21 protein-coding genes are annotated in these 22772 nt (G+C 67.4%); 4 read left to right on the plus strand and 17 right to left on the minus strand.

The window, feature by feature from the left end:
• The 3 genes from AWC14_RS07810 to AWC14_RS07820 all read right to left on the minus strand — a co-directional run bounded on the left by AWC14_RS07810 (position 1) and on the right by AWC14_RS07820 (position 3530).
• Complete coding sequence (locus tag AWC14_RS07810) at positions 1 to 1146, minus strand: NDMA-dependent alcohol dehydrogenase (protein ID WP_045385182.1); 1146 nt, start codon at positions 1144 to 1146, stop codon at positions 1 to 3.
• Positions 1147 to 1160: 14 nt separating this feature from the next.
• The gene (locus AWC14_RS07815; protein WP_045385179.1) at positions 1161 to 2708 is read right to left on the minus strand and encodes an aldehyde dehydrogenase family protein; all 1548 of its coding nucleotides are present in this window, start codon (positions 2706 to 2708) and stop codon (positions 1161 to 1163) included.
• 66 nt (positions 2709 to 2774) lie between these two features.
• A complete protein-coding gene (locus AWC14_RS07820; protein WP_045385177.1) occupies positions 2775 to 3530 on the minus strand; it encodes an SOS response-associated peptidase in 756 nt (251 codons plus the stop codon).
• Between the two features lie 89 nt (positions 3531 to 3619).
• On the opposite strand from AWC14_RS07820, the gene aroA reads away from it, so the two are divergent.
• Together aroA and rsgA are read left to right on the plus strand one after the other, a co-directional pair.
• Positions 3620 to 4894 (plus strand): 3-phosphoshikimate 1-carboxyvinyltransferase, encoded by a 1275-nt coding sequence (aroA, locus tag AWC14_RS07825; protein WP_045385174.1) that lies wholly within the window; start codon positions 3620 to 3622, stop codon positions 4892 to 4894.
• Positions 4891 to 5871, plus strand: coding sequence for a ribosome small subunit-dependent GTPase A (gene rsgA, locus AWC14_RS07830; protein ID WP_045385186.1), 981 nt, complete (start codon positions 4891 to 4893; stop codon positions 5869 to 5871). Before aroA ends, rsgA begins: the two co-directional genes overlap by 4 nt.
• 58 nt (positions 5872 to 5929) lie before the next feature.
• Here rsgA and AWC14_RS07835 read toward each other — a convergent pair whose 3' ends face one another.
• The 4 genes from AWC14_RS07835 to AWC14_RS29145 all read right to left on the minus strand — a co-directional run bounded on the left by AWC14_RS07835 (position 5930) and on the right by AWC14_RS29145 (position 10463).
• Positions 5930 to 7219 (minus strand): fatty acid desaturase family protein, encoded by a 1290-nt coding sequence (locus AWC14_RS07835; protein ID WP_057003336.1) that lies wholly within the window; start codon positions 7217 to 7219, stop codon positions 5930 to 5932.
• An 81-nt stretch (positions 7220 to 7300) separates the two neighbouring features.
• The gene (locus tag AWC14_RS07840) at positions 7301 to 8437 is read right to left on the minus strand and encodes a ferredoxin reductase (protein ID WP_045384824.1); all 1137 of its coding nucleotides are present in this window, start codon (positions 8435 to 8437) and stop codon (positions 7301 to 7303) included.
• 44 nt (positions 8438 to 8481) lie between these two features.
• Complete coding sequence (locus tag AWC14_RS07845) at positions 8482 to 8976, minus strand: DUF6912 family protein (RefSeq protein ID WP_045384828.1); 495 nt, start codon at positions 8974 to 8976, stop codon at positions 8482 to 8484.
• Between the two features lie 71 nt (positions 8977 to 9047).
• Positions 9048 to 10463 (minus strand): WS/DGAT/MGAT family O-acyltransferase, encoded by a 1416-nt coding sequence (locus tag AWC14_RS29145; RefSeq protein WP_045384822.1) that lies wholly within the window; start codon positions 10461 to 10463, stop codon positions 9048 to 9050.
• 169 nt (positions 10464 to 10632) lie between these two features.
• Here AWC14_RS29145 and AWC14_RS07855 point away from each other — a divergent pair, with 169 nt between their 5' ends.
• Positions 10633 to 11106 carry an Rv3235 family protein gene (locus AWC14_RS07855; protein ID WP_045384820.1) on the plus strand — a complete coding sequence of 158 codons (474 nt, stop codon included), beginning with the start codon at positions 10633 to 10635 and terminating at the stop codon, positions 11104 to 11106.
• Between the two features lie 5 nt (positions 11107 to 11111).
• On the opposite strand, the gene AWC14_RS07860 is transcribed toward AWC14_RS07855, so the two are convergent.
• The 10 genes from AWC14_RS07860 to AWC14_RS29150 all read right to left on the minus strand — a co-directional run bounded on the left by AWC14_RS07860 (position 11112) and on the right by AWC14_RS29150 (position 21791).
• The gene (locus tag AWC14_RS07860) at positions 11112 to 12269 is read right to left on the minus strand and encodes a cation:proton antiporter (RefSeq protein WP_045384819.1); all 1158 of its coding nucleotides are present in this window, start codon (positions 12267 to 12269) and stop codon (positions 11112 to 11114) included.
• Between the two features lie 3 nt (positions 12270 to 12272).
• Positions 12273 to 12755 (minus strand): cation:proton antiporter regulatory subunit, encoded by a 483-nt coding sequence (locus tag AWC14_RS07865; protein ID WP_045384818.1) that lies wholly within the window; start codon positions 12753 to 12755, stop codon positions 12273 to 12275.
• Positions 12756 to 12761: 6 nt separating this feature from the next.
• Positions 12762 to 15593 carry a preprotein translocase subunit SecA gene (secA, locus tag AWC14_RS07870; RefSeq protein ID WP_045384817.1) on the minus strand — a complete coding sequence of 944 codons (2832 nt, stop codon included), beginning with the start codon at positions 15591 to 15593 and terminating at the stop codon, positions 12762 to 12764.
• A 73-nt stretch (positions 15594 to 15666) separates the two neighbouring features.
• A complete protein-coding gene (hpf, locus tag AWC14_RS07875; protein WP_045384815.1) occupies positions 15667 to 16335 on the minus strand; it encodes a ribosome hibernation-promoting factor, HPF/YfiA family in 669 nt (222 codons plus the stop codon).
• 261 nt (positions 16336 to 16596) lie between these two features.
• A complete protein-coding gene (locus AWC14_RS07880) occupies positions 16597 to 17232 on the minus strand; it encodes a ComF family protein (RefSeq protein ID WP_045384814.1) in 636 nt (211 codons plus the stop codon).
• 34 nt (positions 17233 to 17266) lie between these two features.
• Complete coding sequence (locus tag AWC14_RS28050) at positions 17267 to 17791, minus strand: hypothetical protein (RefSeq protein WP_142281607.1); 525 nt, start codon at positions 17789 to 17791, stop codon at positions 17267 to 17269.
• 188 nt (positions 17792 to 17979) lie between these two features.
• Positions 17980 to 19020 carry a tetratricopeptide repeat protein gene (locus AWC14_RS07885; protein WP_045384813.1) on the minus strand — a complete coding sequence of 347 codons (1041 nt, stop codon included), beginning with the start codon at positions 19018 to 19020 and terminating at the stop codon, positions 17980 to 17982.
• The gene (locus AWC14_RS07890) at positions 19017 to 20240 is read right to left on the minus strand and encodes an ATP-binding protein (protein WP_045384812.1); all 1224 of its coding nucleotides are present in this window, start codon (positions 20238 to 20240) and stop codon (positions 19017 to 19019) included. Before AWC14_RS07890 ends, AWC14_RS07885 begins: the two co-directional genes overlap by 4 nt.
• Positions 20241 to 20673: 433 nt before the next feature.
• Positions 20674 to 21204, minus strand: a complete 531-nt coding sequence (locus tag AWC14_RS07895) for an Imm61 family immunity protein (protein WP_045384810.1) — start codon at positions 21202 to 21204, stop codon at positions 20674 to 20676.
• Positions 21201 to 21791: a TNT domain-containing protein gene (locus AWC14_RS29150; protein WP_045384809.1), complete on the minus strand. Its 591-nt coding sequence runs from the start codon at positions 21789 to 21791 to the stop codon at positions 21201 to 21203. Before AWC14_RS29150 ends, AWC14_RS07895 begins: the two co-directional genes overlap by 4 nt.
• A gap of 45 nt (positions 21792 to 21836) precedes the next feature.
• Here AWC14_RS29150 and AWC14_RS29155 point away from each other — a divergent pair, with 45 nt between their 5' ends.
• Positions 21837 to 22148, plus strand: coding sequence for a hypothetical protein (locus AWC14_RS29155; protein WP_142281608.1), 312 nt, complete (start codon positions 21837 to 21839; stop codon positions 22146 to 22148).
• The last annotated feature ends 624 nt before the right edge of the window (positions 22149 to 22772 follow it).

The following is a 22772-nucleotide window of genomic DNA, read 5'->3' on the forward strand; positions in this document are numbered from 1 at the left end:
TCAGTCGAACTCGATGATGCCGCGGATGTTTCGGCCCTCCCGCATATCGGTGACGGCGTCGTTGATCTCCTCGAGCCGGTAACCCCGCGACACCAGTTCGTCGAGTTTCAACTTGCCGTTCTGGTACATCGACAACAGCATCGGGGTGCTCGCCCGCGGGTTCATCCCGCCGTAGATGGTTCCCTTCAACTGCTTGTGGAACAACGCCATATCGCTCAACACCAACGGCACCAGCATCTCGCTGTACGGCGTCATCCCGGTCAGCACACAGCTGCCGCCCTTGCGGGTCAGCATCATCGCGGGCGCGATCAGGTCGGCATGCACCACACCGGCGGTGATCACCACCCGGTCGGCCATCACACCCAGCGTGAGTTCCCGCACCAGCGGCAACGCCGCCTCGACGGATTCCGCGGTATGGGTGGCGCCGAATATCGGAGCCGAATAACGCTTGAATGCAACCGGATCCACGCCGACGACGTATTTGGCGCCGGCAGCGCGAGCGCCCTGCAGTGCGTTCATCCCGACGCCGCCGATACCAAAAACGACGACGGTGTCGCCCGGTTCGGTCCCGGCGGCCACCGTGCCCGACCCCCACCCGGTGGTCACGCCGCAGGACACCAGTGCGGCGGCGTGCATCGGGATCGCGTCGTCGATCTTTATCACCGATTTCTCCGACGCCACCACGTATTCGGCGAAGGTACCCAGCTGCATGAGCGCCAACAAGTCCTCGTCGCCGACGTGGCGGCGCACGGTACCGTCGGTCGTCATCTCCCTGGCGAACATGGCGGCGCCCACGTCGCACAGGTACGTCGCACCCGACACACACCAGCGGCAGGCCCCACAAGCGGCGATGAACGACATCGACACCCGGTCGCCGGGCTGCACCGAGTGAACCTCCGGACCGACCTCGGCCACGACCCCCGCTCCCTCGTGACCGCCCAGCAGCGGAAAGAGCTCGGGAAACTCGATCCCGTTGGCGCGCATCATCTCTACGATTTCCGGGCCGGGAACCAGGTCGCCGGTGGCAAAGTGGTCGTCGGAATCACATAGCCCGGCCACCGACATCTTCACCAGCACCTCGCCGGTCCGCGGCGGATCCAGGGTGATGTCGCAGATTTCCCAGTCCTTGCCGATACCGCGCAGCACAGCTCCCCAGCACTTCATCGGGCCGCCCCCTTCGGCGCGATGCCCAGCCGTCGCACGCCGCGCGCGGCCGACGCGCGCAACAGGCCCAGCGCGAACTTGACCCGTCGCGACGACACCGGATACCACAGCAGCTCCTTGGTGGGGGTCGGTACGCGCGGCGCCGTGATCGCTTGGGGGCGACAGTATTTGAGCAGCCCGGCAGCGCCCCCCATGCGGGTACCGACACCCGAGTGCTTCCAGCCGCCCATCGGGATGTCGTAGGCGAACGCATTCGAAATGGCGTCGTTGATGTTGACCGCGCCGACGTCGAGCCGGCGAGCGATCCGTTCGCCGCGATCCTTGTCGCCGGTCCACACCGTGGCCGACAGGCCGTACACCGAATCGTTGGCCAGCCGGATCGCCTCGTCCTCGTCGGCGACCTTGACCACCGGCAGCGTGGGCCCGAACGTCTCCTCGGTCATGCAGGACATCGATTGGTCGACGTCGACGAGAACCGTTGGCTCGAAGAATGTTCCGGTTCCGGTCGGCTTGCCGCCGGTCACCGCGCGAGCGCCGGCCGCCACCGCCTCGTCGACGTGGCGCTGCACGATGTCGCGTTGCTTGCTGGTGGCCAGCGCCCCGACGTCGAACTTGAAATTGCGATCGTCTTGGCCCTGCCGCAGCCGCCGGACGTTCTCGGTGAGCTTGGCTACGAACTCGTCGTACACCGGCGCCTCGACGTAGACCCGCTCCACCGATACGCATACCTGGCCAGCGTTGTACATTCCGCCCCAAGCGATTCCGTTGGCGGCCCGCTCCAGGTCGGCGTCTGCCAGCACCAGCGCCGGGTCTTTGCCGCCGAGCTCGAGACTGTAGGGAAGGAGCCGCTCCGCGCAGGCGACCGCCACCTTCTTGCCGGTGGCGGTGGATCCGGTGAACTGCACGAAGTCGACGTTGGCGATGACCGCCGCGCCGGTGTCGCCGTAGCCGGTCGCCAGCGCGAGCACCGGCGGCGCGCCGATCTCGGTCCAGCCGTGCACGAACTCGACCGCGGACAGCGGCGTCACCTCCGAGGGCTTCAGCAGCACGGCGGCGCCGGCGGCCAAAGCGGGAATTGTGTCTAATCCAGGCATCAGGAACGGGAAGTTCCACGGGGTGATGACGCCAACCACCGGATACGGCCGGTACGTGGTGGTGAGTTTCTTCGTCATTGCGAGCGGGTTGAACGACCGGGGCTGCTCGTCGGCGAGGAACCGCTCGGCGTGACGGGCCCAGTAGTCGAGCAGCGAAGCGGTGACGGTCGGCTCGCCGCTGGCGTCGGCGCGCGTCTTGCCGGTCTCGGACTGGACCACGTCGATGATGCGCTCGGCGTTGTCGAGCACCCAGTCCTGGTACTTGAGCAGCCACCGCTTGCGTCCGCGCGGGCCGAGAGCTTCCCATTGGGGCTGGAACAGGCGCAGCTCTCGCGCTTTCGCAGCGACGGTATCGGACGTCTCGATCGGAACGGCGCCCACCACGTGTCCGTCGGCGGGGTTGCGCACGACAATCGTCGACGCGTCGGTCTTGTGCTCGGTCGCGGTCATCGTGGGATGATGCCGCCGGGCAGGGCGAGCCGCCTAGAGTAGCCGACTACCTCAGTTTCGCCGACTTCAGAGCAACGTCGCCTGCTCGGGCTGCAGCTTAACCGGCTCGATCAGTTCCGGGCCGTTGTTGCGCACATTGTTGACCAGCGTCGAGATCTCCCGCATCCGGATGCCGCGCACGTCCGGCGGACCGGCCAGCAGTTCGTCGTCGGGCGGAGCGTCGGGATCCAGCCAACGGTCCCAATCCTTTTCGGCCACCACCAACGGCATCCGGTCGTGGATCTCGGCGAGCTCGCCGACCGCGTCGGTGGTGATGATCGTGCAACTCAGCAGCGGCGAAGCGTCTTTGGCCGGTTTCCATACCGACCACAGCCCCGCCATGAACAGCGGCTCGCCGTCTTCGCGGTACATGTAGAACGGCGTCTTGCGAGTCTTCTTGCCCTCGGGGTTCGCCCGCCACTCGTAGTAGCCGTCCATCGGGACCAGGCACCGCTTGGATTTCGCGCTGGCACGAAACGCTGGCGACGTGGTGACCTTGTCGGCGCGGGCGTTGATGAGCTGCGGGCCCTTGGACTCGGGCGCACCGTCGGGTCCCGCCTTGGCCCACGGCGGCACCAGCCCCCAGCGCATGAGCCGCACCCGTCGGGTGGGCTCGTCGTCGGGTTCGTCGTGGCGGCGAACCACGGTGGTGATCGTCGTGGTGGGTGCGACGTTGTAGTTCGGGGCGGCCGGGTCTGAGCGCGCCGCCCTTGTTTCATCGAGCGCCTGGATCTTCTCGGCGAGGGCAGCGGGGTCGGTGGTGACCGCGAATCGTCCGCACATACCTCCATGGTGCCTGCTCGGTTGTCGGGCGACCCCCTGCGCCCGGCTTCGCCGCGCTTGCGATCGCCCCGGTAGGCGATGATGGATGCATGAGCACCTGGCCGGCACCGACGATGCCGTCACCTGTCAAGGCGACGGTGACCGTGCCGGGCTCGAAATCGCAGACCAATCGCGCGCTGGTGCTCGCGGCGTTGGCCAGCGGTGTCTCGACGATCAGCGGTGCGCTGCGCAGCCGCGACACCGACCTGATGATCGGCGCGCTGCAGACACTGGGGCTGCGCGTCGACAGCGCCGGCTCCGAGCTGACCGTCAGCGGGCAAATCGTCCCGGCGCCGGATGCCCGGATCGATTGCGGGCTGGCCGGCACCGTGCTGCGATTCGTGCCGCCGCTGGCCGCGCTGGGCGCCGCGACGGTCACCTTCGACGGCGACGAGCAGGCCCGGACCCGTCCAATCGCGCCGTTGCTGGACGCGCTGCGCGGCCTCGGCGTCGACGTCGCCGGCGACCGCATGCCGTTCCGGGTGCGCGGCGCCGGATCGGTCGCCGGCGGCACCGTGGCGATCGACGCGTCGGCGTCGTCGCAATTCGTCTCCGGGCTGCTGCTGTCCGGGGCGTCGTTCACCGAGGGCTTGACCGTCCGGCACACCGGCGCGGCGCTGCCGTCGGCGCCGCACATCGCGATGACGGTTGCGATGCTGCGTCAGGCGGGCGTCGACGTCGACGACTCCGCGCCTAACCGTTGGCGGGTACGTCCCGGCCCGGTCGCCGCCCGGCACTGGGACATCGAGCCGGATCTGTCCAACGCCGTCCCGTTCCTGGCGGCGGCGGTGGTCAGCGGCGGCACGGTTCGCATCACCGGCTGGCCGCCGGCGGCCATCCAACCCGCCGATGCCATCCTGCGCATTTTGCGGAAGCTGGATACGGTTGTCACCCAAGCCGATTCGTATCTGGAGGTGCGCGGGCCGGCGGCATACCACGGGTTCGACGTCGATCTGCGCGACGTCGGTGAGCTCACCCCGTCCGTCGCGGCGCTCGCCGCGCTGGCCACCCCGGGCTCGGTGTCGCGACTGAGCGGCATCGCCCATCTGCGCGGCCACGAAACCGACCGGCTCGCCGCGTTGAGCAGCGAGATCAACCGGCTGGGCGGCAACTGCCAGGAGACTCCGGACGGTCTGGAAATCACTGCTACGCCACTACATTCCGGCGTCTGGCATTCCTATGCCGATCACCGGATGGCGACGGCCGGCGCGATCGTCGGCCTGCGGGTACCCGGCGTCGAGGTGGACGACATCGCCACCACCGCCAAGACGCTGCCGCAGTTTCCGCGGCTGTGGGCCGACATGGTCCGGGAGTCGCGCGGTTGAGGCCCGGCGATTACGACGAGTCAGACGTCAGAATCCGCTCCGGGCGCGGCTCGCGCCCCCGGACCAAGATTCGACCGCGCCACGCCGACGCCAAGCCGGCCATGGTGGTCAGCGTCGACCGCGGCCGCTGGGGATGCGTGCTCGACGGCGACCCGATCCGTCGGGTCACCGCGATGCGGGCGCGCGAGCTGGGCCGCACACCGATCGTCGTCGGCGACGACGTCGAGGTGGTGGGCGACCTGTCCGGACGGCCGGACACCCTGGCGCGCATCGTGCGGCGTGGGCCGCGCCGAACAGTGTTGCGCCGCACCGCCGATGACACCGACCCGACCGAACGGGTGGTCGTTGCCAACGCCGATCAGCTGCTGATCGTGGTCGCGCTGGCCGATCCGCCGCCGCGCACCGGCCTGGTCGACCGGGCGCTGATCGCCGCCTACGCCGGCGGGCTCACACCGATCCTGTGCCTGACCAAGACCGACCTGGCGCCCGCCGAGCCGTTCGCCTCCCAGTTCGCCGACCTGGATCTCACGGTGGTGACGGCGGGCCGCGACGACCCGCTGGACGCCGTCGCCCCCCTGCTGACCGGGAAAGTGACCGTGCTGCTGGGACATTCGGGGGTGGGCAAGTCGACGTTAGTGAATCGGCTTGTGCCGCAAGCAGATCGAGCGGTCGGTGAGGTCACCGAGATCGGCAGGGGCCGACACACGTCGACGCAGTCGGTGGCGCTGCCGTTCGGCAGCTCCGGCTGGGTGATCGACACCCCGGGAATCCGCTCGTTCGGGCTGGCCCACATCGAACCCGACGACGTGGTGCTGGCGTTTTCCGATCTGGCCCAAGCGGTTTCGGAGTGTCCGCGCGGCTGCGGGCACATGGGTCCGCCCGCGGACCCGGAATGCGCACTGGACACGCTCACCGGACCCGCCGCCCGGCGCGTCGCCGCCGCGCGACGGCTGCTGGCCGTGCTGCGGGAAAGCTAACCGCGGGAAAGCTAACGGCGCGAAAGCTAACGCCGCGAGCGTGCGTAAACCCGGCTCTTTATGCGGCGTGTCGACCGGGGACACGCCCGCTCGCGCCAGAAGAAGAGGCGCGTTTGCTGCGGCGCCAACCCCGCACGGTGGCGATCGCGGTCTTCAAGCCGCGGCGCCGGCCCGTGGCCGGATCGGTGTCGCCGAAGCCCTCGAGCCCGGCGAACATCCGCTCGCTGCGCGTCTCCGGCGCATTGTCGGCAGTGTCGCGCAAATACTTGTCGGGCAGCGACAGCTTGGCGATCGTGCGCCACGTCTTGGCGTACTGCAACAGGAACGGACCCGTCGTGTACGGCAGGTCGTATTTGTCGCAGACCTGGCGCACCCGCACCGAAATCTCGGCGAGCCGGTTGCTCGGCAGATCCGGGTAGAGGTGATGCTCGATCTGATGGCACAGGTTGCCGCTCATGAACCGCATCACCGGCCCGGCGTTGAAGTTCGCGCTACCGAGCATCTGCCGCAGATACCACTGACCCTTCGATTCGCCGACCATGTCCGTCTTGGTGAACTTCTCGGCGCCGTCGGGGAAATGGCCACAGAAGATCACCGCGTTGGCCCACAGGTTGCGGATCACATTGGCCGTCAGGTTGGCCGTCAGCGTGGACCGGTACGTGGCTGCGGGCGACAGCGCGGTCAGCGCCGGGAAGGCGACGTAGTCCTTGACCAGCTGGTGTCCGGCTTTCGCGAGGAACTCGTCGATGCGGCGGCGCGCCTCCTCCTGGTCCGCGCGGCGCTTGACGATCTTGCCGATCTCCACGTGCTGCAGGCCGACGCCCCACTCGAACAGCAGCGCCAGCAACGCGTTGAACACCGGATTGAACAGGTTGAACCGCTTCCAGCGCTGGTCGCGGGTGACGCGCAGCATGCCGTAGCCCACGTCGTCGTCCATGCCCAGGATGTTGGCGTACTTGTGGTGCACGAAGTTGTGGGTGTAGCGCCAGTGCTTGGACGCGCCGAGGTTGTCCCACTCCCAGCTCGACGAGTGGATCTCCGGGTCGTTCATCCAGTCCCACTGGCCGTGCATGACGTTGTGGCCGATCTCCATGTTCTCGACGATCTTGGCCACGCCGAGCGCGGTAGCGCCGGCCCACCAGGCAGACCGCCGCTTGCTCGCCAGCAGCAGCACACGGCCGGCGACCTCCAGCGTGCGCTGAAACGCGATGGTGCGGCGGATGTAGCGGGCGTCGCGCTCGCCACGCGAGTCTTCGATGTCTTGGCGGATGGCATCTAGCTCGGTGGCCAGATTCTCGATGTCGGTATCCGTCAAATGAGCGAATACGTCGATATCGGTGATTGCCATAGTCCTGCCTTCCTGCAGTCCTGCAGTCGCTGACCTACGTTATCGTAACCTACGAACCCGTAGGTTACCTGTGGGTAGCCATTAAATTTCCAGTACACAATCGCCGGACGCCGCCGAAATACAGGTCTGCACCCGGGTTCCGGGCTCGTGCTCGACCCCGGTTCGCAGGTCGCGGACGTGACCCTCCGCCAGCGGCACCACGCAGGACTGGCAGATGCCCATCCGGCAGCCGAACGGCATCTGTACGCCCGCCCGCTCGCCGGCATCCATCAAGGAGGTGGCCGCGTCGGCGACGGCGGTTTTCCCGCTCTTCGCGAACGTCACCGTCCCGCCCGTCCCGGCCGGCGCGGCGCGCGACACCGCGAACCGCTCGAGGTGCAACCGGTCGCCGATACCGGCCGCCGACCATGCGCGCTCGGCGGCGTTGAGCATTCCTTCTGGCCCGCAGGCCCAGGTCTGCCGGTCGCGCCAGTCCGGCACTTCCTCGTCGAGGCGGCTCAGGTCAAGGCGGCCCTGGCTGCGGGTGGTGCGCACCCGCAGCTGGTAGCCCGCCTGGTCGCGGGCCAGCTGCTCGAGCTCGCCGGCGAACAGTACGTCGGCCGCGGTGGGCGCCGAATGCAGGTGGACGACGTCGGTGATCTGGTGGCGGCGCACCAGCGTGCGCAGCATCGACATCACCGGGGTGATGCCCGACCCGGCGGTGACGAACAGCAGGGCCGGCGGCGCCGGGTCGGGCAGCACGAAGTTTCCCTGCGGCGCGGCCAGCCGCACGATCGTGCCGGGCGCGACGCCGGCCACCAGGTGGGTGGACAGGAATCCCTCGGGCATCGCCTTGACGGTGATGGTCACGGTGCGCTCGCTGGTCACCGGGCTGGAGGTCAGCGAGTAGGACCGCCACCGCCAGCGCCCGTCGATCAGCAGCCCGATCCCGATGTACTGACCGGGCTGATAGTCGAAGGAAAAACCCCAGCCCGGTTTGATGACCAGCGTCGCCGAGTCCTCGGTCTCGCGCCGGACATCCAGGATGCGGCCGCGCAGTTCACGGGCCGACCACAGCGGATTGGCCAGCTTCAGGTAGTCGTCGGGCAGCAGCGGCGTGGTGATCTGGGCGGCCAGCTGGCGCAATGCGTGGCGGACAGGATGCCGGTAGGTGCGAAAGACGCTCGGACGTCGGGTGTCGACGACGTCGGCGGACGGCCTGGAAATCTTCTTGCTCATCGAAAACCTACGCTACCGTAACCTACGGTCGCGTATCCAGTCCTTCAGAGCAGTTCCAGCAGGAACGGCAGCTCCTGGGTCGCGTACCAGGCCAGATCGTGGTCCTGGGCATCGCCGACTGCCAGCTCGGCGTCCTCGTCGCCCAGGTCGGCCTCGTCGATCACTGCGATCGCCTTGGTGACGTCTGCCTCCGCGGCGGCGTTGTCGACGAACGCGGCCACCACGTCGCCGATCGCCACCGGCCCACCGAGCCGGACCACCGCGTCGTCGAGCTCCGGGCGCAGCGTGACGTTTTCGACGTCGGCGACCAGCACCGCGCGCCGCGGCGGCAGCTCGTCGGCAGCAGTAGACAGCAGCCGCAGCGAGGCCAACGCCGCGTCCCGCAGGGCGACCTCGCCGAGTTCGTCGTCGTCGCCCTCGGCGTAGGCCTCGCGCAGCGACGGCGTCACGGCGAACGCAGTGCCGTTGACCGGCCACAGCGAGCCATCGGTGACCAGCTGCTGCAGCATGGCCAAGGTGGCCGGGATGTACACCCGCACCCCGCGACTGTATCCATCTTGTGGCGACCCGCAGCGCCCGGCTTTGCCGCGCTCGCGATCGCCACGATCCACTACCGCGCGGCTTCCAGCAGCTCGTCGAGCGATTCGCTCAGCAAGCCCGGCAGCACGTCGACGTCGCTCATCGCATCCCGGTCGGCGTTGATGCCGAAATACAGCATGCCGTTATACGACGTGACCCCGATCGCCAGCACCTGCTTGTTCAGCAGCGGCGGCACCGCGTAGGTCTCCAGCAGCTTGGCCCCGGCGATGTACATCTGCGCCTGGGCGCCCGGCGCATTGGTGATCAACAGGTTGAACGCCCGCCCCCCGAAGCTGGGCAGGCCGGTGGCGACCCGGATGCCCATCGCATGCAGGGTCGGCGGTGCGAAACCCGACAACGTCACGATGCTGCGCGCGTCGACCAGGCTGGCCGCGGCCGGATTCGATTCGGTGGCGTGCGCGATCTGCGACAGCCGCACCACGGCGTTGCCCTCGCCCACCGGCAGGTCGACAAGGAACGGCGCCACCTCGCTCATGGCCTGGCCCGGGCCGGCCAAGTCGAACGATTCGTCGACGTATACCGCCAGCGGGGCCATCGCCCGCACCGTCGCCGTCGGCGCCACCACCTCGCCACGCGACAGCAGCCAGTTGCGCAACGCGCCGGTGATCACGGCCAGCACCACGTCGTTGACGTCGCACTCGTAGCGGGCCCGCACCGTCCGGTAATCCTCCAGGGGGCCGCGCGCGACGGTGAACCGGCGGTTGCGCGACACCGTGGTGTTCAACGGGCTGCTGGGCGCCCTGCCGCGGGCGAGCGTGCGGGCCACGTCGAACATTCGCCGCCCGACGTCCACCAATTGCTCGGAATTGGTTGCCAGCTCCGTGATTCCGGACCGCACGGCCTGCAGCTGCACGCCGGGTCGCAGAGCCCACTCGCCGATAGCCCCCAACAGCAGCCGGGCGGTGCCGGGTTCGCGGGCCGGCACCCAGATGTCCTCGGGGAACGGCGGCGGGCGCCGCGTCCGGTCGGCGATGACGTGGCCGATCTCCAGCGCGCTCAGCCCGTTGATCAGCGCCTGATGCGACTTGGTGTACAGCGCGATGCGGTTCTTGGTCAGCCCCTCGACAAGGTACATCTCCCACAGCGGCCGCGACTTGTCGAGCGGTCGGGCGGCCAGCCGGGCGATCAGTTCGTGCAGCTGCTCGTCGCTGCCCGGCGACGGCAGCGCCGAACGCCGGACGTGGTAGGTGATATCGAAGTCGCGGTCGTCGATCCACACCGGCCGGGCCAGCCCCATGGTCACTTCCCGGACCTTTTGCCGATACCGCGGTACCTGCGGCAGCCGTTGCTCGATGGTTTCCAGCAGGGTCTCGTAGCTCAGCCCGGCCCGGGGCCGGCGCAGGATCGACAGCGAGCCGACGTACATCGGAGTGGCGGTGTTCTCCAACCGATAGAAGGAGGCGTCCGATGGGGACAGTCGCCTCACGTCCGGTCTCCCTCTTGCCAATTCGCCGATACCGTCGCTCACGGTAACCGCCGTGCGGGTGCCTGTGCAGGGCGGGTACGCGGACGAGGCGGATGTGCAACGATGAAGCGTCTGCCACTCTCCAGCAGGCTTGTCCGTTCTTGTCCGCCCGACATCCCTGGAGAGTGCTATGCGAAGTGTCCGGCCCGTCGTCGACTACGAACCGCCACCACGAGACGTGCGCCAATGCCGGCCGCCGTCGGTCACCACGTTGCGGCGCCCGAATACCCGTCCGCCGCAAGGATTTCCGGCACGCCCACAGGCAACCAGTGTGCCCCCGCAGATGCGGCAGGCGGCGATCTTCGCCGACGCGGCACTGCGCCGTGTCTTGGAAGTCATGGATCGCCGCCGCCCGGCGGCGCAGTTGCAGGGCCTGCTGGACAGCGGTCTCGTCGACTCGGTCCTCGCCGCAACCCGGATCGCGGGCAGTCGGTCCAGTGACGGCGCGGCGGTGCTGCGACGGCTGCGGTTGCAGGCGGTGGGCCCCGACGCTGCCGAGGTGTTCGGAACGTACAGCCGCGGGCAGCGGGTGCACGCTGTCGCGTGCCGGGTGGAGCGGCAGCCCGACGCCCGATGGCTGGTGGTGGCGCTGCACATCGGCTAAATGCGTTACGCCGCAGCGCGTGCGGCCGCCGGCACCGGTCCGCCGGTGAACCGCGCCACCAGCGGGCCGACGATCGCCATCACGAACACATACGACGTGGCCAGCGCCGCCATGCCGGGGATCGACGAGCCGACCAATCCGATGATGATCAGCGAGAACTCGCCGCGGGCGATCAGCGCGGTCCCGGCGCGCAGCTGACCGCGTCGGGCCACCCCGTCGCGGCGGGCGGCAAACACGCCGGTGGCCACCTTGGTGGCGGAGGTGACGGCGGCCAGCGCCAGCGCCACCGGCAGCATCGGCAGCAGGCGTTCCGGGTCGACCGTGAGCCCGACGCCCAGGAAGAAGATCGCCGCGAACAGGTCACGCAGCGGTCCGAGCACACGGCGCGCCCGGGACGCGGTCTCACCGGTCAGGGTGAGGCCGACCAGAAATGCGCCGACGGCCGCCGACGCGTGCACGGATTCGGCCACCGCCGCCACCATCAGCGTGATGCCGAGCACCCGCAGCAGCAGCTGCTCGGAATCGGGGTGGGTGACCAGCCGACCGACGTGATGGCCCCACCGGTAGGAGGCGGTGAACGCCACCATCAGCGCGGCGATCGCCACCACCATGCCGGTGACGGCGTGCAGCCAGGAGCCGCCCGACGCCAGCACCGCGAACAGCGGCAGGTAGCCCGCCATCGCGAAGTCCTCGAGCACCAGCACCGACAACACGGCCGGGGTTTCCCGGTTACCGACCCGGTGCAGGTCCTCCAGCAGCCGGGCGATCACCCCCGACGACGACACGGACGTGACGCCGGCCAGCGCCAGGATGCCGACGCCGCTGAACCCCAGCAGCCAGCCCGCCACCGCGCCCGGTGCGGCGTTGAGCACGACATCGACGGCGGCCGACGGCAAGTGCCGGCGCAGGCTGGTGGCGAACTCGACCGCCGAGAACTCCAGCCCCAGCGTGAGCATCAGCAGCACGACCCCGATCGGGGCGCCGGTGGTGATGAAGTCACTGGCGGCGGCCACCTGGGCGATACCGCCGTTGCCCAGCGCCAGGCCGGTCACCAGGTACACCGGTATCGGCGACAATGCGAACCGGCGGGACACCGCGCCCAGAACGGCAAGCAGGGTGAGGATGACGCCGAGTTCTAGCAGCGGCGCCACCGAAACCTGCATGGCTCAGCCCTTATCGACGATCTGCTCGACCGCGCCGATGCCGTCCTCGGTGCCGATCACCACCAGCACGTCACGTGCCCGCAGGATCTCGGCCGGACCCGGCGAGGCGAGCACCTCCTCGTTGCGAACGATCGCGACAATCGAGGCCCCGGTGCGGGTACGGGCCTGGGTGTCGCCGAGCGGACGGTTCACGAACGGGCTCCCCGGCGCGATGTGCACCTGCCCGGCTTCCAGACCGGGCACTTCGCGGGTGAGTTCGGTGAACCGCTCGGCGATCCGCGGGGCGCCCAGGATCTGAGCGACGGCGTCGGCCTCTTCGTCGGTGAGGCTGAACACCGGCTGCGCCTGGTCGGGGTCGTCGCGTGCGTACAGGACGATCTCGAAGTCGCCGCTGCGCCGCGCGACGATGCCGATCCGGTCGCCGTCGTGGTTGGTGAACTCGTAGCGCAGACCGATGCCGGGCAGCAGCACCTCTTTGACGTCCACGGCTACCTACCGTCGCTTGGTCGATTTGGGTGGTTTGGCCCCCCGGCCTTGCCGGCGCGCGGCTTCGCGCCGCTCCCGGCGACTGGCGCCGGCCGTCAGCTTCTGCGCCCTGCCGCCGTTGTGCTGCACCTGCGCCGAGCCGTCCTCGGCGGGACCGGAGTAGGTCAGCGCGCGCGACTCGTCCTCAATTCCCTTGGCCCGCAACGCGCTTGGCGCCGCCTGTCGCGGCTGGGCGGGCGCTCCGGCGCGCTGCTGGGCACCGGCCGCCGCGGCGGCGGTGGCGAACTCGGCCAAATCCTCCGGCTCGGCCACCGGGGCCACCTCCGGCGGCGGCACCGCTTCGACGGTGACGTTGAACAAGAAGCCGACCGACTCCTCTTTGAGGCCTTCGAGCATGCCGACGAACATGTCGTAGCCCTCGCGCTGGTATTCGACCAGCGGGTCGCGCTGGGCCATCGCCCGCAGCCCGATGCCTTCCTTGAGGTAGTCCATCTCGTAGAGGTGTTCGCGCCACTTGCGGTCGATGACGTTGAGCAGCACGTTGCGCTCCAGCTGACGCATGGCGCCGGGACCGGCGAGCTCTTCGAGCTCGGCTTCCCTTGCGGCGTAAGCCCTTTCGGCGTCTTTGATCAGCGCGTCGAGCAACTCCTCGCGGGTCAACTCGCCGGGCTCGCCTTCGGCGTCGGGGTCGAACAGATCCTTGTGGTCGATCCCGACCGGGTACAGCGTCTTGAGCGCGTCCCAGAGCTTGGCCAGGTCCCAGTCCTCGGCGTAGCCCTCGGCGGTGGCGCCGTCGACGTAGGCGGTGATCACGTCGACGAGCATGTCGTGGGCCTGCTGCTGTAAGTTCTCCCCCTCGAGGATGCGGCGGCGCTCGGCGTAGATCACCTTGCGCTGCTGGTTCATCACCTCGTCGTATTTGAGGACGTTCTTTCTGACCTCGAAGTTCTGCTGCTCGACCTGGGTCTGCGCGCTCTTGATCGCCCGGGTCACCATCTTGGCCTCGATCGGCACGTCGTCGGGCAGGTTGAGCCGGGTCAGCAGCGACTCCAGCGCCGCGCCGTTGAAGCGGCGCATCAACTCGTCACCCAGCGACAGGTAGAACCGCGACTCGCCGGGGTCGCCCTGACGGCCGGAGCGGCCACGCAGCTGGTTGTCGATGCGGCGGGCCTCGTGGCGCTCGGTGCCCAGCACGTAGAGCCCGCCGGCCTCGATGACCTGCTTGGCCTCCTCGGCGGCCTCGGCCTTGACCTGCGGCAGCACCTCGTGCCAGGCCTCTTCGTATTCCTCCGGGGTTTCCACCGGATCCAGCCCCTGCTCGCGCAGCCGCTTGTCGGTCAGAAAGTCGACGTTGCCGCCCAACACGATGTCAGTGCCGCGGCCGGCCATGTTGGTGGCGACGGTGACCGCGCCCCGCCGGCCCGCCTCGGCGACGATGCCGGCCTCCTGCTCGTGGTATTTCGCGTTGAGCACGTTGTGCGGTATGCGTCGCTTGGTGAGCAGCCGCGACAGATACTCCGAGCGCTCCACGCTGGTGGTGCCGATCAGCACCGGCTGGCCCTTTTCGTAGCGCTCGGCGATGTCGTCGGCGACGGCGAGGTACTTGGCTTCCTCGGTCTTGTAGATCAGGTCGGACTGGTCGGTGCGGATCATCGGCTTGTTGGTCGGGATGGGCACCACGCCGAGCTTGTAGATCTCGTGGAGCTCGGCCGCCTCCGTCTGCGCGGTGCCGGTCATCCCGGCCAGCTTGTCGTAGAGCCGGAAGTAGTTCTGCAGGGTGATCGTGGCCAGCGTCTGGTTTTCGGCCTTGATCTCGACGTGCTCCTTGGCCTCGATGGCCTGGTGCATGCCCTCGTTGTAGCGGCGGCCGTAGAGCACGCGGCCGGTGAACTCGTCGACGATGAGAACCTCGCCGTCGCGGACGATGTAGTCCTTGTCGCGCTGGAACAGCTCCTTGGCCTTGATCGCGTTGTTGAGGTAGCTGACCAGCGGCGAGTTGGCGGCCTCGTAGAGGTTGTCGATGCCGAGCTGGTCTTCGACGAACTCGACGCCGAGCTCGTGCACGCCGATGGTGCGCTTGCGCAGGTCGACCTCGTAATGGACGTCCTTTTCCATCAGCGGCGCCAGCCGAGCGAACTCGGTGTACCAGTTGGAGCTGCCATCGGCGGGCCCGGAGATGATCAGCGGGGTGCGCGCCTCGTCGATGAGGATGGAGTCGACCTCGTCGACGATCGCGAAGTTATGCCCGCGCTGGACGCACTCCTCGAGCGAATGGGCCATGTTATCGCGCAGGTAGTCGAAGCCGAACTCGTTGTTGGTGCCGTAGGTGATGTCGGCGTTGTAGGCGACGCGACGCTCGTCGGGCGTCATCTGCGCCAGGATCACGCCGACGTCCAGGCCGAGGAAACGGTGCACCCGGCCCATCCACTCGCTGTCGCGCTTGGCCAGGTAGTCGTTGACGGTGACGATGTGCACGCCCTTGCCGCCGATGCCGTTGAGGTAGGCGGGCAGCACCGACGTCAGCGTCTTGCCCTCACCGGTCTTCATCTCGGCGACGTTGCCGAAGTGCAGCGCCGCGGCACCCATCACCTGCACGTCGAAGGGGCGCTGGTCGAGCACCCGCCAGGCGGCCTCGCGAGCCACGGCGAACGCCTCGGGCAGCAGGTCGTCGAGGCTTTCCCCGTCGGCGTGGCGCTTCTTGAACTCGTCGGTCTTGGCCCGCAGTTCGGCGTCGGTGAGCTTTTCGACGTCGGCGGACAACGTGCCTACATAGTCGGCCACCTTTTTGAGGCGCTTGACCATGCGACCTTCGCCAAGGCGCAGCAACTTACTCAGCACAGCTTTGTCCCTTGTGGGTAGGAGTCTTTGGCGACCCCCATCCTAGGTGACGTCGCTCTTTGGACGCCGAACGTCAGGCCAGCCGGATCAGCCCGTAGTCGTAGCCGTGCCGGCGGTAGACCACGCTGGCCTTGTCGGTCTCCTTGTCGTGGAAGAGGAAGAAGTCGTGACCGACGAGTTCCATCTGCGAGAGGGCGTCGTCGACAGTCATCGGAGTCGCCGGGTGCTCCTTGATGCGCACGATGTGGCCCGGTTCGTGGTAGCCGTCCGATTCGACAGCCGGCGCGGGCTCTGCGCTGGTGGCCGGCGCCGGCGGCGGCACGGCCGCGGTGGCAGCGGCCAGCGAAACCGGGGTCTTGTCGCCGTAGTGGACTTTGCGCCGATCCTTGTCGCGACGCAGCCGGCTCTCCAGCTTGTCGACCGCGGACTCGAACGCGGCGTAGAAGCTGTTGGCGCGGGCCTCGCCGCGCACCACCGGCCCGCGGCCCCGGGCGGTGATTTCGACGCGCTGACAAGACTTGCGTTCTCGGCGGTTGCGGGCGTGTTTGAGTTCGACATCGAACAGGTAGATGGTCCGGTCGAACCGTTCCAATCGGGCGAGTTTCTGCGAGACGTAGATGCGGAAATGGTCGGGGATCTCGACGTTGCGGCCTTTGACGACGACCTCGGCGCGCGGCTTCGGTTCGTCCTGCTCGTCGGTGTCCGCCAGAAGCTGGCCGGAATCTACGGTTTGCCTTGACATTCTGGACAACTCGTTTCTCTCGCGTCGCACGCAGGTGCGTGCCCGGCTGTCAGATACACGCGCCGACGGGGTTCGCTTACTGCCGTGGCCGCCCGCCGGTGCAAGGTGTCGAGAACTCACCTCCTACCGTCGTCGGTGTCGTGGCGCTTCAAATCTGTCCGGAAGCGCCGCCGTGAGGCGTTCACGGGTGCTTGATGCCGACCGTAGCCGCGGCCGGGGGGATGTGCCAGTACTTTCCTGTTTCGAGTTATTCACGATCTGTTACGCCGCCGCTACGGCCAGCACGGCGGCCACTCGGATGCCCGCGGCACGCAGGATGCGGACCGATTCGCATGCGGTTGCGCCGGTGGTGACGATGTCGTCGACCAGCAGTACTTCGTGTCGGATAGGTGCTCGCTGGGTCAGCACCACCCGGCCGGCGATGTTGCGTTCCCGCTCGGCAGTGCCGAGGCCGGCGGAGTCGCGGGCCAGCGCCTTCATCTTCAGTGCAGAGAAGACTGTTATGTCGGGGTGGTTCTTGACCGCAGCGGTGGCCATCCGGGCGACCGGGTCGCCGCCGCGCTTTCGGGCCGCGGCGCGACGGGTGGGCGCCGGCACGATGGTCAGCGGCACGTCGAGCAGGCCCCACGTGAAGAGGCGATGGATGCCGAGGGCCAGAGCGTGTGAGAGCGGCTTGATCAGGTCGGTGCGGCCGCGGTCTTTCATGGCGACGATCGCGTTGCGGCGGGCACCGGCGTAACGGCCGAGCGCGAACACCGGCACCTGCGGGTCGACGCGCGGCGTTACGACATGGGGTGCGTCCGGCGGTGGGGCCAGTTCGTCGCCGCAGCTGTCACACCAGCGGGTCGACGGCGCGCCGCAGCCACCACATTCCAGCGGCAGCACGAGATCGAGCATGACTGCAGTGTGGCTATTAGGGGTGACATCGGTGTCATGCGTTGAGACGGGCGATACCGAAATTGAACTCGCCGATGTGTTGGCTTCCTGCCGCGGGCGGGCTCAACTGGCTCGAGGTATGGCCCGAACTGGTGGAAGCCGCGCTGGCCAGGCGGCCCAGGATGCCCAGCAAACCCAACACAAGCAGGACAGTGCCGATAGCGATCAGTGCCGTCCCGGGTGCAGCTCCAGGACGACGGGGCGGAGGGTAGCCCGGATACGGCATTGGCGGGTAGGGCATTTGGGGCTGTTGAGGGCCCGGGCCGGGCGGCGGTGGGTAGCCGCTGCCCGGCGTCTGTGGGTGTTGCGGCCACGGGCCGGGCTGGTATGGGCTACCTCCCGGCATTCCCGGAGGGGGAGGGTACCCCGGCGGATAAGGGCCTGGCTGCATCCGACTGCGCGAGCGCTGCTGCAAGCCGATGATCAGCATCACCAAGCCTGCCAGCGGAATACCGAACAGCCCGATCAAGTACCCCACCTGAACAGCGGCGTCTCGCTCGGCGAGGAATGTGGTGACCACGCGCGGAGTCTAACGCTTCGAACAGCTCTTTTGAGTTTCAGCAGTTGCTCGCTCTGGCCCGTCGGTCCAGGCCTTACCGGAGGCTAACAGCGGCTTTCCTTCGGGATCAAGAAACGAGGCGACAATGTCATCGACCGTTGCAATGAGCGCGACAAGGCCACGTCCGGCGGCCAGTTATTTTGAGCAACTCAGGTCTTCGCCCTCAGGCCAATCGCAAAAAGAAGCAGTCCGGCAAATATCACCACCAGACCCGCGGCAATCATCCACGGAGAACCGCCGAAGACGGTCGCCCAGGCCCCACACGCCGCAGCGAGTAGGGCGTGAACGATACGGGCGGCAGCAATGACCCGATCGCGCAACACTGAAACCAGCACCGGACGAGGTATCTCGCGAAGCAGCCGCCCCACTAAGATGATCAGCGCCGCAGTGGTAACACCGCTGACCACTCGGTCCAGCACGGTCGGTCCACCCTCGCTGTAGGTAGTCCCCACCCCCGTGACGGTCCAGCCCACGATCGCCGCGACGACGGTCAATCGCCGTGTTGTCCTCGCGAGGGCCAAACCGATATTTCTGCGCGCGAGGTCGCCGAGCGTCGGATCGAGTCCGGCAGCGCCGAGGAAGCCACGCAACGCTCGCCGGGTCCTGCCGCGGTTAAGCCGGTTGACAGCCATGTTGTTGACTGCCTCGGCGTTACTGGGATCCAGTGATAGCACTTGGCGATAAACGGCAGTGGATTCGTCTATTCGGCCCAGGTCATGCAAGATAACGCCGCGCAAGACCAGCGCGTCGACATCCGTAGGGTCCAGCCGTAACGCTTCATCGATGGCTCGCAGCGCAGAGGAAAATTCGCGTGCTCGATACAACAGGCGTGCGTAGACTCGGTGACCCCAGGGGTCATTCGGATGGGCTATAACGGTGCGCCACGCCATCGAGAGTGCGTCGTAGCGGCGCCCAAGGCCGTCGAGCGCCAAGGCATAAAGCCGCATGGCGAAGCTGTCATCCGGCGCGATCGATAACGCGGCGTAGGCGCTCTGCGCGGCGCTCGCGTAGTTTTTGAGCAGCAGTTCAGCCTGGGCGTAATGCGCCAGCAAGACCGGGTCGTTAGGGTTCTCCGACAAGTACCGCTGCACCACTTCGCGTGCACGCTCGTAGTTGCCGGTGTCGATATAGGCTCGGACTACATGGATGGCGTCATTCGCCTGATCACCTACGGCCGCATCTGCCGTCACCGGAACTTCCTGCGGCGCAGGTATTTTGCAAGTTCGTCGTAGGTTCCTTCGTTATTCGCGAACTCGACGACGTTTCGGGCAGTCTCGAACCAGGGTCCTGTGCTGGGCTTTATCTGCGCGATCGCCGTGTCCACATCCGTCATGGTTACCGGACGGACTTCTCCACTGCGAATTGAGTCGGCCATCGCGAATTGCGTTGCAGTGTCGCAGACATACGCCAGATCCGCACCCGAGAATCCGTCAGTGCGGCGTGCAATCGACTTGAGATCTATTCCTGCGAGAGGTCGGTCCTTTAAATGGACTCGGATGATCCCGACGCGGGCTTCAGCATCGGGCAGACCGACGAAACACATGCGGTCGAATCGGCCTGGCCTACGCAGCGCCGGATCAACATCCCATGGGGCGTTGGTGGCACCGAGCACGTAGACACCCTCATTGCTGGATGTTGCCGAGTCCAGCTCCTCGAGTAAGCAATTCACCACAGTACGCAATCCAGTACTGCCGCCCAATCCGGAACGCCTGTGCCCCAATGCATCTACTTCATCGAAGAAAAGCACACAGGGGGTATTCCGGCGGGCGGTGTCGAACACCGCGCGGATGCTGCGCTCGCTGTCGCCGAACCAATGATGCAGGACATCGGCAATCCCTACTTGGTAAAAGCTTGCCCCCAGCTCTCCCGCAATAGCTTTGGCGATGTAGGTCTTGCCGCACCCAGGTGGCCCGTACAGCAGCAGTCCGCCGCGAGCGGAAACCTTGTATGCCTTCATCAACTCCGGGTTGCGTATCGGGCCCAGCAGCGAAAGCTCCAGCTGACGTTTGACGTCAGCCATGCCCGCGACATCGCCCAGACTCACGCCGCTGCGATGCACTCCTTCAAAATCGTCTTCGGCGACGACATCGGCGGGCGCTTCGACGAACGCCGGCTGGACAATGTCCGCAACCTCCTTTTCGGCGCTGGACCAGTCGAAACTTTCCGCCGGTTTTTCCTCTGCTGGCGATTCGGCCGGCGGCGATGCCAAAGCAGAGCTGCAGCGCTGCAAGATCGCCAGCGCATCAGCGTTTCCCCCGTCCTGGGCCAACGCCGCACTGCAATGCCCGAGCGCCTCGGCATAACGGCCTTGATCGGCCAGCAAGCCAGCCAGATGTAAGCGCAACTCGATCACATCGGGGCTACGGTCCACCGCAGTAGACAACTCACGGATGACTGGATCCTCGTCCACTGGTATCTCCTGATGTAATCGCCACTACGCCGGGACCAATCGTAAGAGATGCACGGGCTCGTCAGGCTCGGCAATGAGACCGTCAGCGGCCCCCAACCCGGTTGGCTCGCGGAGGACCTCCCCCTTCCGTGAATTGGGGTAGGCGGGAATCGGTCCCCGCACAACTGGGGAGTCTTGAGAACTCGGACCCTCGTCGCGCAGGCTCCCGATGTAGCCCAAAGACCTAATTACAGCCGGAGCGGATGATCGCTGGTCCAGTCCTTCGCGTCGACCATGCCCTTGGCCATGTCGAGCGTCTGACCCAAAAGCCTTTAGCGTCATGAGCGAGCATCATCGGCGCTGTTGCGGGGTTACCCAATAGCCCAGAGCATTGCGAGGTCTTTCGGATGGGTAGCCAACTTCTCGTCATTTTGCATGGCCTGTCGGTTCTGACCTACCGGAGGCTGAACAACGGCTTTCCTTCGGGATCAAGAAACGAGCCGACAATGTCATCGACCGTCGCAGATACATACACCGAGAGCCTCACCAACCGGCCCGTTCCTCTCAACACGTCTTTGCCGGAGACTGCCACCACCGCACCACCAGAATCGATCAACGCCATCCGGTTCTCGACCCCGTCAAACGTGCGTGTGGCGAGGCTGAACCCGGGCGCTAGCTCCTCCCGAGAAAAAGGCTCGCGCACATCCGGCAGTCGGCGGTGCCACCTGACGGACGAGCCGAAATCGCCAAAGAAATACCTCTCGACCGTTTCCATCGAGGGCGCCGCTACGACGAGAAACTCCGGTCCGCTGCGCTCTAAGTGAGTGATGACGAACCAGCCGTCGCCGTTTCGCCCGAGCAAATACTGCAGCTGGCCGCCCTCTTTCCAGAACATCGCGCGCCCGTCCTCGGCCTTGGACACTCCCCAACCGCCGCTGCGTGCCCACTCCGCCAGCCGCGCCGAAACTTCGATCCGCTCCGTCATTGCAACACGCCCCATTCGGTTTTCAGCTCGTTCACTTTCACCGGCTCACCATCGGCGTCAAGTATCCGCACTTGGGTCGCGCCCCCAGGCTGGCCCAACCCCGGCGCAACCTCGGACACTTCGATGCGCCAACCGTCGGGAAGGTGGTCAATGCGGTAGGCATTTCGGGGGTCGCCGAGGGAGTCGACGTGCATCGCGCGCTCCTCCCACGGTGCCGGCACGCCATCTTTCATCAGACCCAGATATGCGCCATCGTCCTCTCCGATACGGTCCACCTGGTCGCCGAAGTATTTCTTGAACTGGTCGAAGTCGCTGAAGGCCACCTTCGTGTGCGGTACCGCGCCGTCGTTGCCGGGGAAGTTACCCCAGTGCTGACCGTCCGGTCCCAGCTTGTTAAAGCGCTCTGCGTATTCCTGTGGGGTGTAAGCGTGCCCATCTGGGTCGCGGCCGAACGGCGCGTCCGGGTCTTTCATGATTTCGGCGACGTCGGGGTGTATCCGGCTCGGGTCTGCCGGATTGTGGTCATAGTCCCAATGCTCATCCAACGGCTCGCCGTAGTGCGGGTCAATGTTGTCCTTGTTGGGCAATCGCTCCCACCCGTCACCCGAGGGCTCGTGGGAATGCAGCGGATCGTGCCCGCTGCCATGATCGCCGCCTCCACCGTGGCTATCTTCGCCGCTACCGCCCGCGCCATCTCCGCCGTGGTCACCACCACCGCCGCCGTGGCCGCCATCACCACCGCCGCCGTGGCCACTGCCATCGCCGCCACCGCCACCGCCGTGGTCACCACCACCGCCGCCGTTGCCGCCATCACCACCGCCGCCGTGGCCACCACCACCGCCGCCGTGGCCGCCGCCATCGCCACCAGCATGGCCGCCGCCTCCGCCCGGTCCACCGGGATCGTGTGGTGGTGGTTCGGGTGGGTGCGCCCCGCCGGGGTATGAGTCAGGAATCGTTTCGTGCGCAGGGGACATCGGAGCACCCTCCGGCGCATGCGCGCTGGCAAGCGTCGGTTGGCCCGCGTACGCGTCAGCAGTCGCGGGCATACTCGGCGCCGCCGACGGCACGTGCTCGCCCGACGCCGCGGCTGCTCCCACCGGCGCCGGTTCATGAACACCACCGCCCGGCACGGCGCTTGCCGGGGCAGCGTTGTCGGCTGTCGCCATCGGCGCAGGTTCTTGCGGGCCTGCACCGGGCGCGGCGGAGGCGGGTGCCGGATGCTCGCCAGCCGGCACGCCGGGCTCACCGCCAGCGGCGTGGGGCGCGGACGGGGCATCGATCGGCGGGCGTCCCGCGGTTGCACCGCTCCCGGCAGCTGCTCCCGGCGCTTGGGCCGGCGCCGGCTCGGCCGGCCTTACCGACGGTCCCGGCTCGGGTGGTCGCACAGGCGGCGCGGCGGGCGCGACTTCGCTGGGCTTGACGTCAATCGCGTTGAGATCGCGGGCAATGCTCGAACCCTGGGCGGCGACACCAGATTCGGCTCCGGCGCCCAGGATTCCCTCACCGGCGCGCGCCGCCTGACTTTCGGCCCGAGCCGCTTGTGCCGCTTCGTCGGCGGCCTTGGCGGC

The sequence above is a fragment of the Mycobacterium kyorinense genome, assembly GCF_002101735.1.
Classification (GTDB): domain Bacteria; phylum Actinomycetota; class Actinomycetes; order Mycobacteriales; family Mycobacteriaceae; genus Mycobacterium; species Mycobacterium kyorinense.

Bases quoted from the DNA above. Each gene is read 5' to 3' on its own strand.
- AWC14_RS07815 (WP_045385179.1), bottom strand. From the start codon at position 2,708: ATGACCGCGACCGAGCACAAGACCGACGCGTCGACGATTGTCGTGCGC.
- AWC14_RS07820 (WP_045385177.1), bottom strand. From the start codon at position 3,530: ATGTGCGGACGATTCGCGGTCACCACCGACCCCGCTGCCCTCGCCGAG.
- aroA (WP_045385174.1), top strand. From the start codon at position 3,620: ATGAGCACCTGGCCGGCACCGACGATGCCGTCACCTGTCAAGGCGACG.
- AWC14_RS07835 (WP_057003336.1), bottom strand. From the start codon at position 7,219: ATGGCAATCACCGATATCGACGTATTCGCTCATTTGACGGATACCGAC.
- AWC14_RS07840 (WP_045384824.1), bottom strand. From the start codon at position 8,437: ATGAGCAAGAAGATTTCCAGGCCGTCCGCCGACGTCGTCGACACCCGA.
- AWC14_RS07855 (WP_045384820.1), top strand. From the start codon at position 10,633: ATGCGAAGTGTCCGGCCCGTCGTCGACTACGAACCGCCACCACGAGAC.
- AWC14_RS07860 (WP_045384819.1), bottom strand. From the start codon at position 12,269: ATGCAGGTTTCGGTGGCGCCGCTGCTAGAACTCGGCGTCATCCTCACC.
- hpf (WP_045384815.1), bottom strand. From the start codon at position 16,335: ATGTCAAGGCAAACCGTAGATTCCGGCCAGCTTCTGGCGGACACCGAC.
- AWC14_RS07880 (WP_045384814.1), bottom strand. From the start codon at position 17,232: ATGCTCGATCTCGTGCTGCCGCTGGAATGTGGTGGCTGCGGCGCGCCG.
- AWC14_RS07895 (WP_045384810.1), bottom strand. From the start codon at position 21,204: ATGACGGAGCGGATCGAAGTTTCGGCGCGGCTGGCGGAGTGGGCACGC.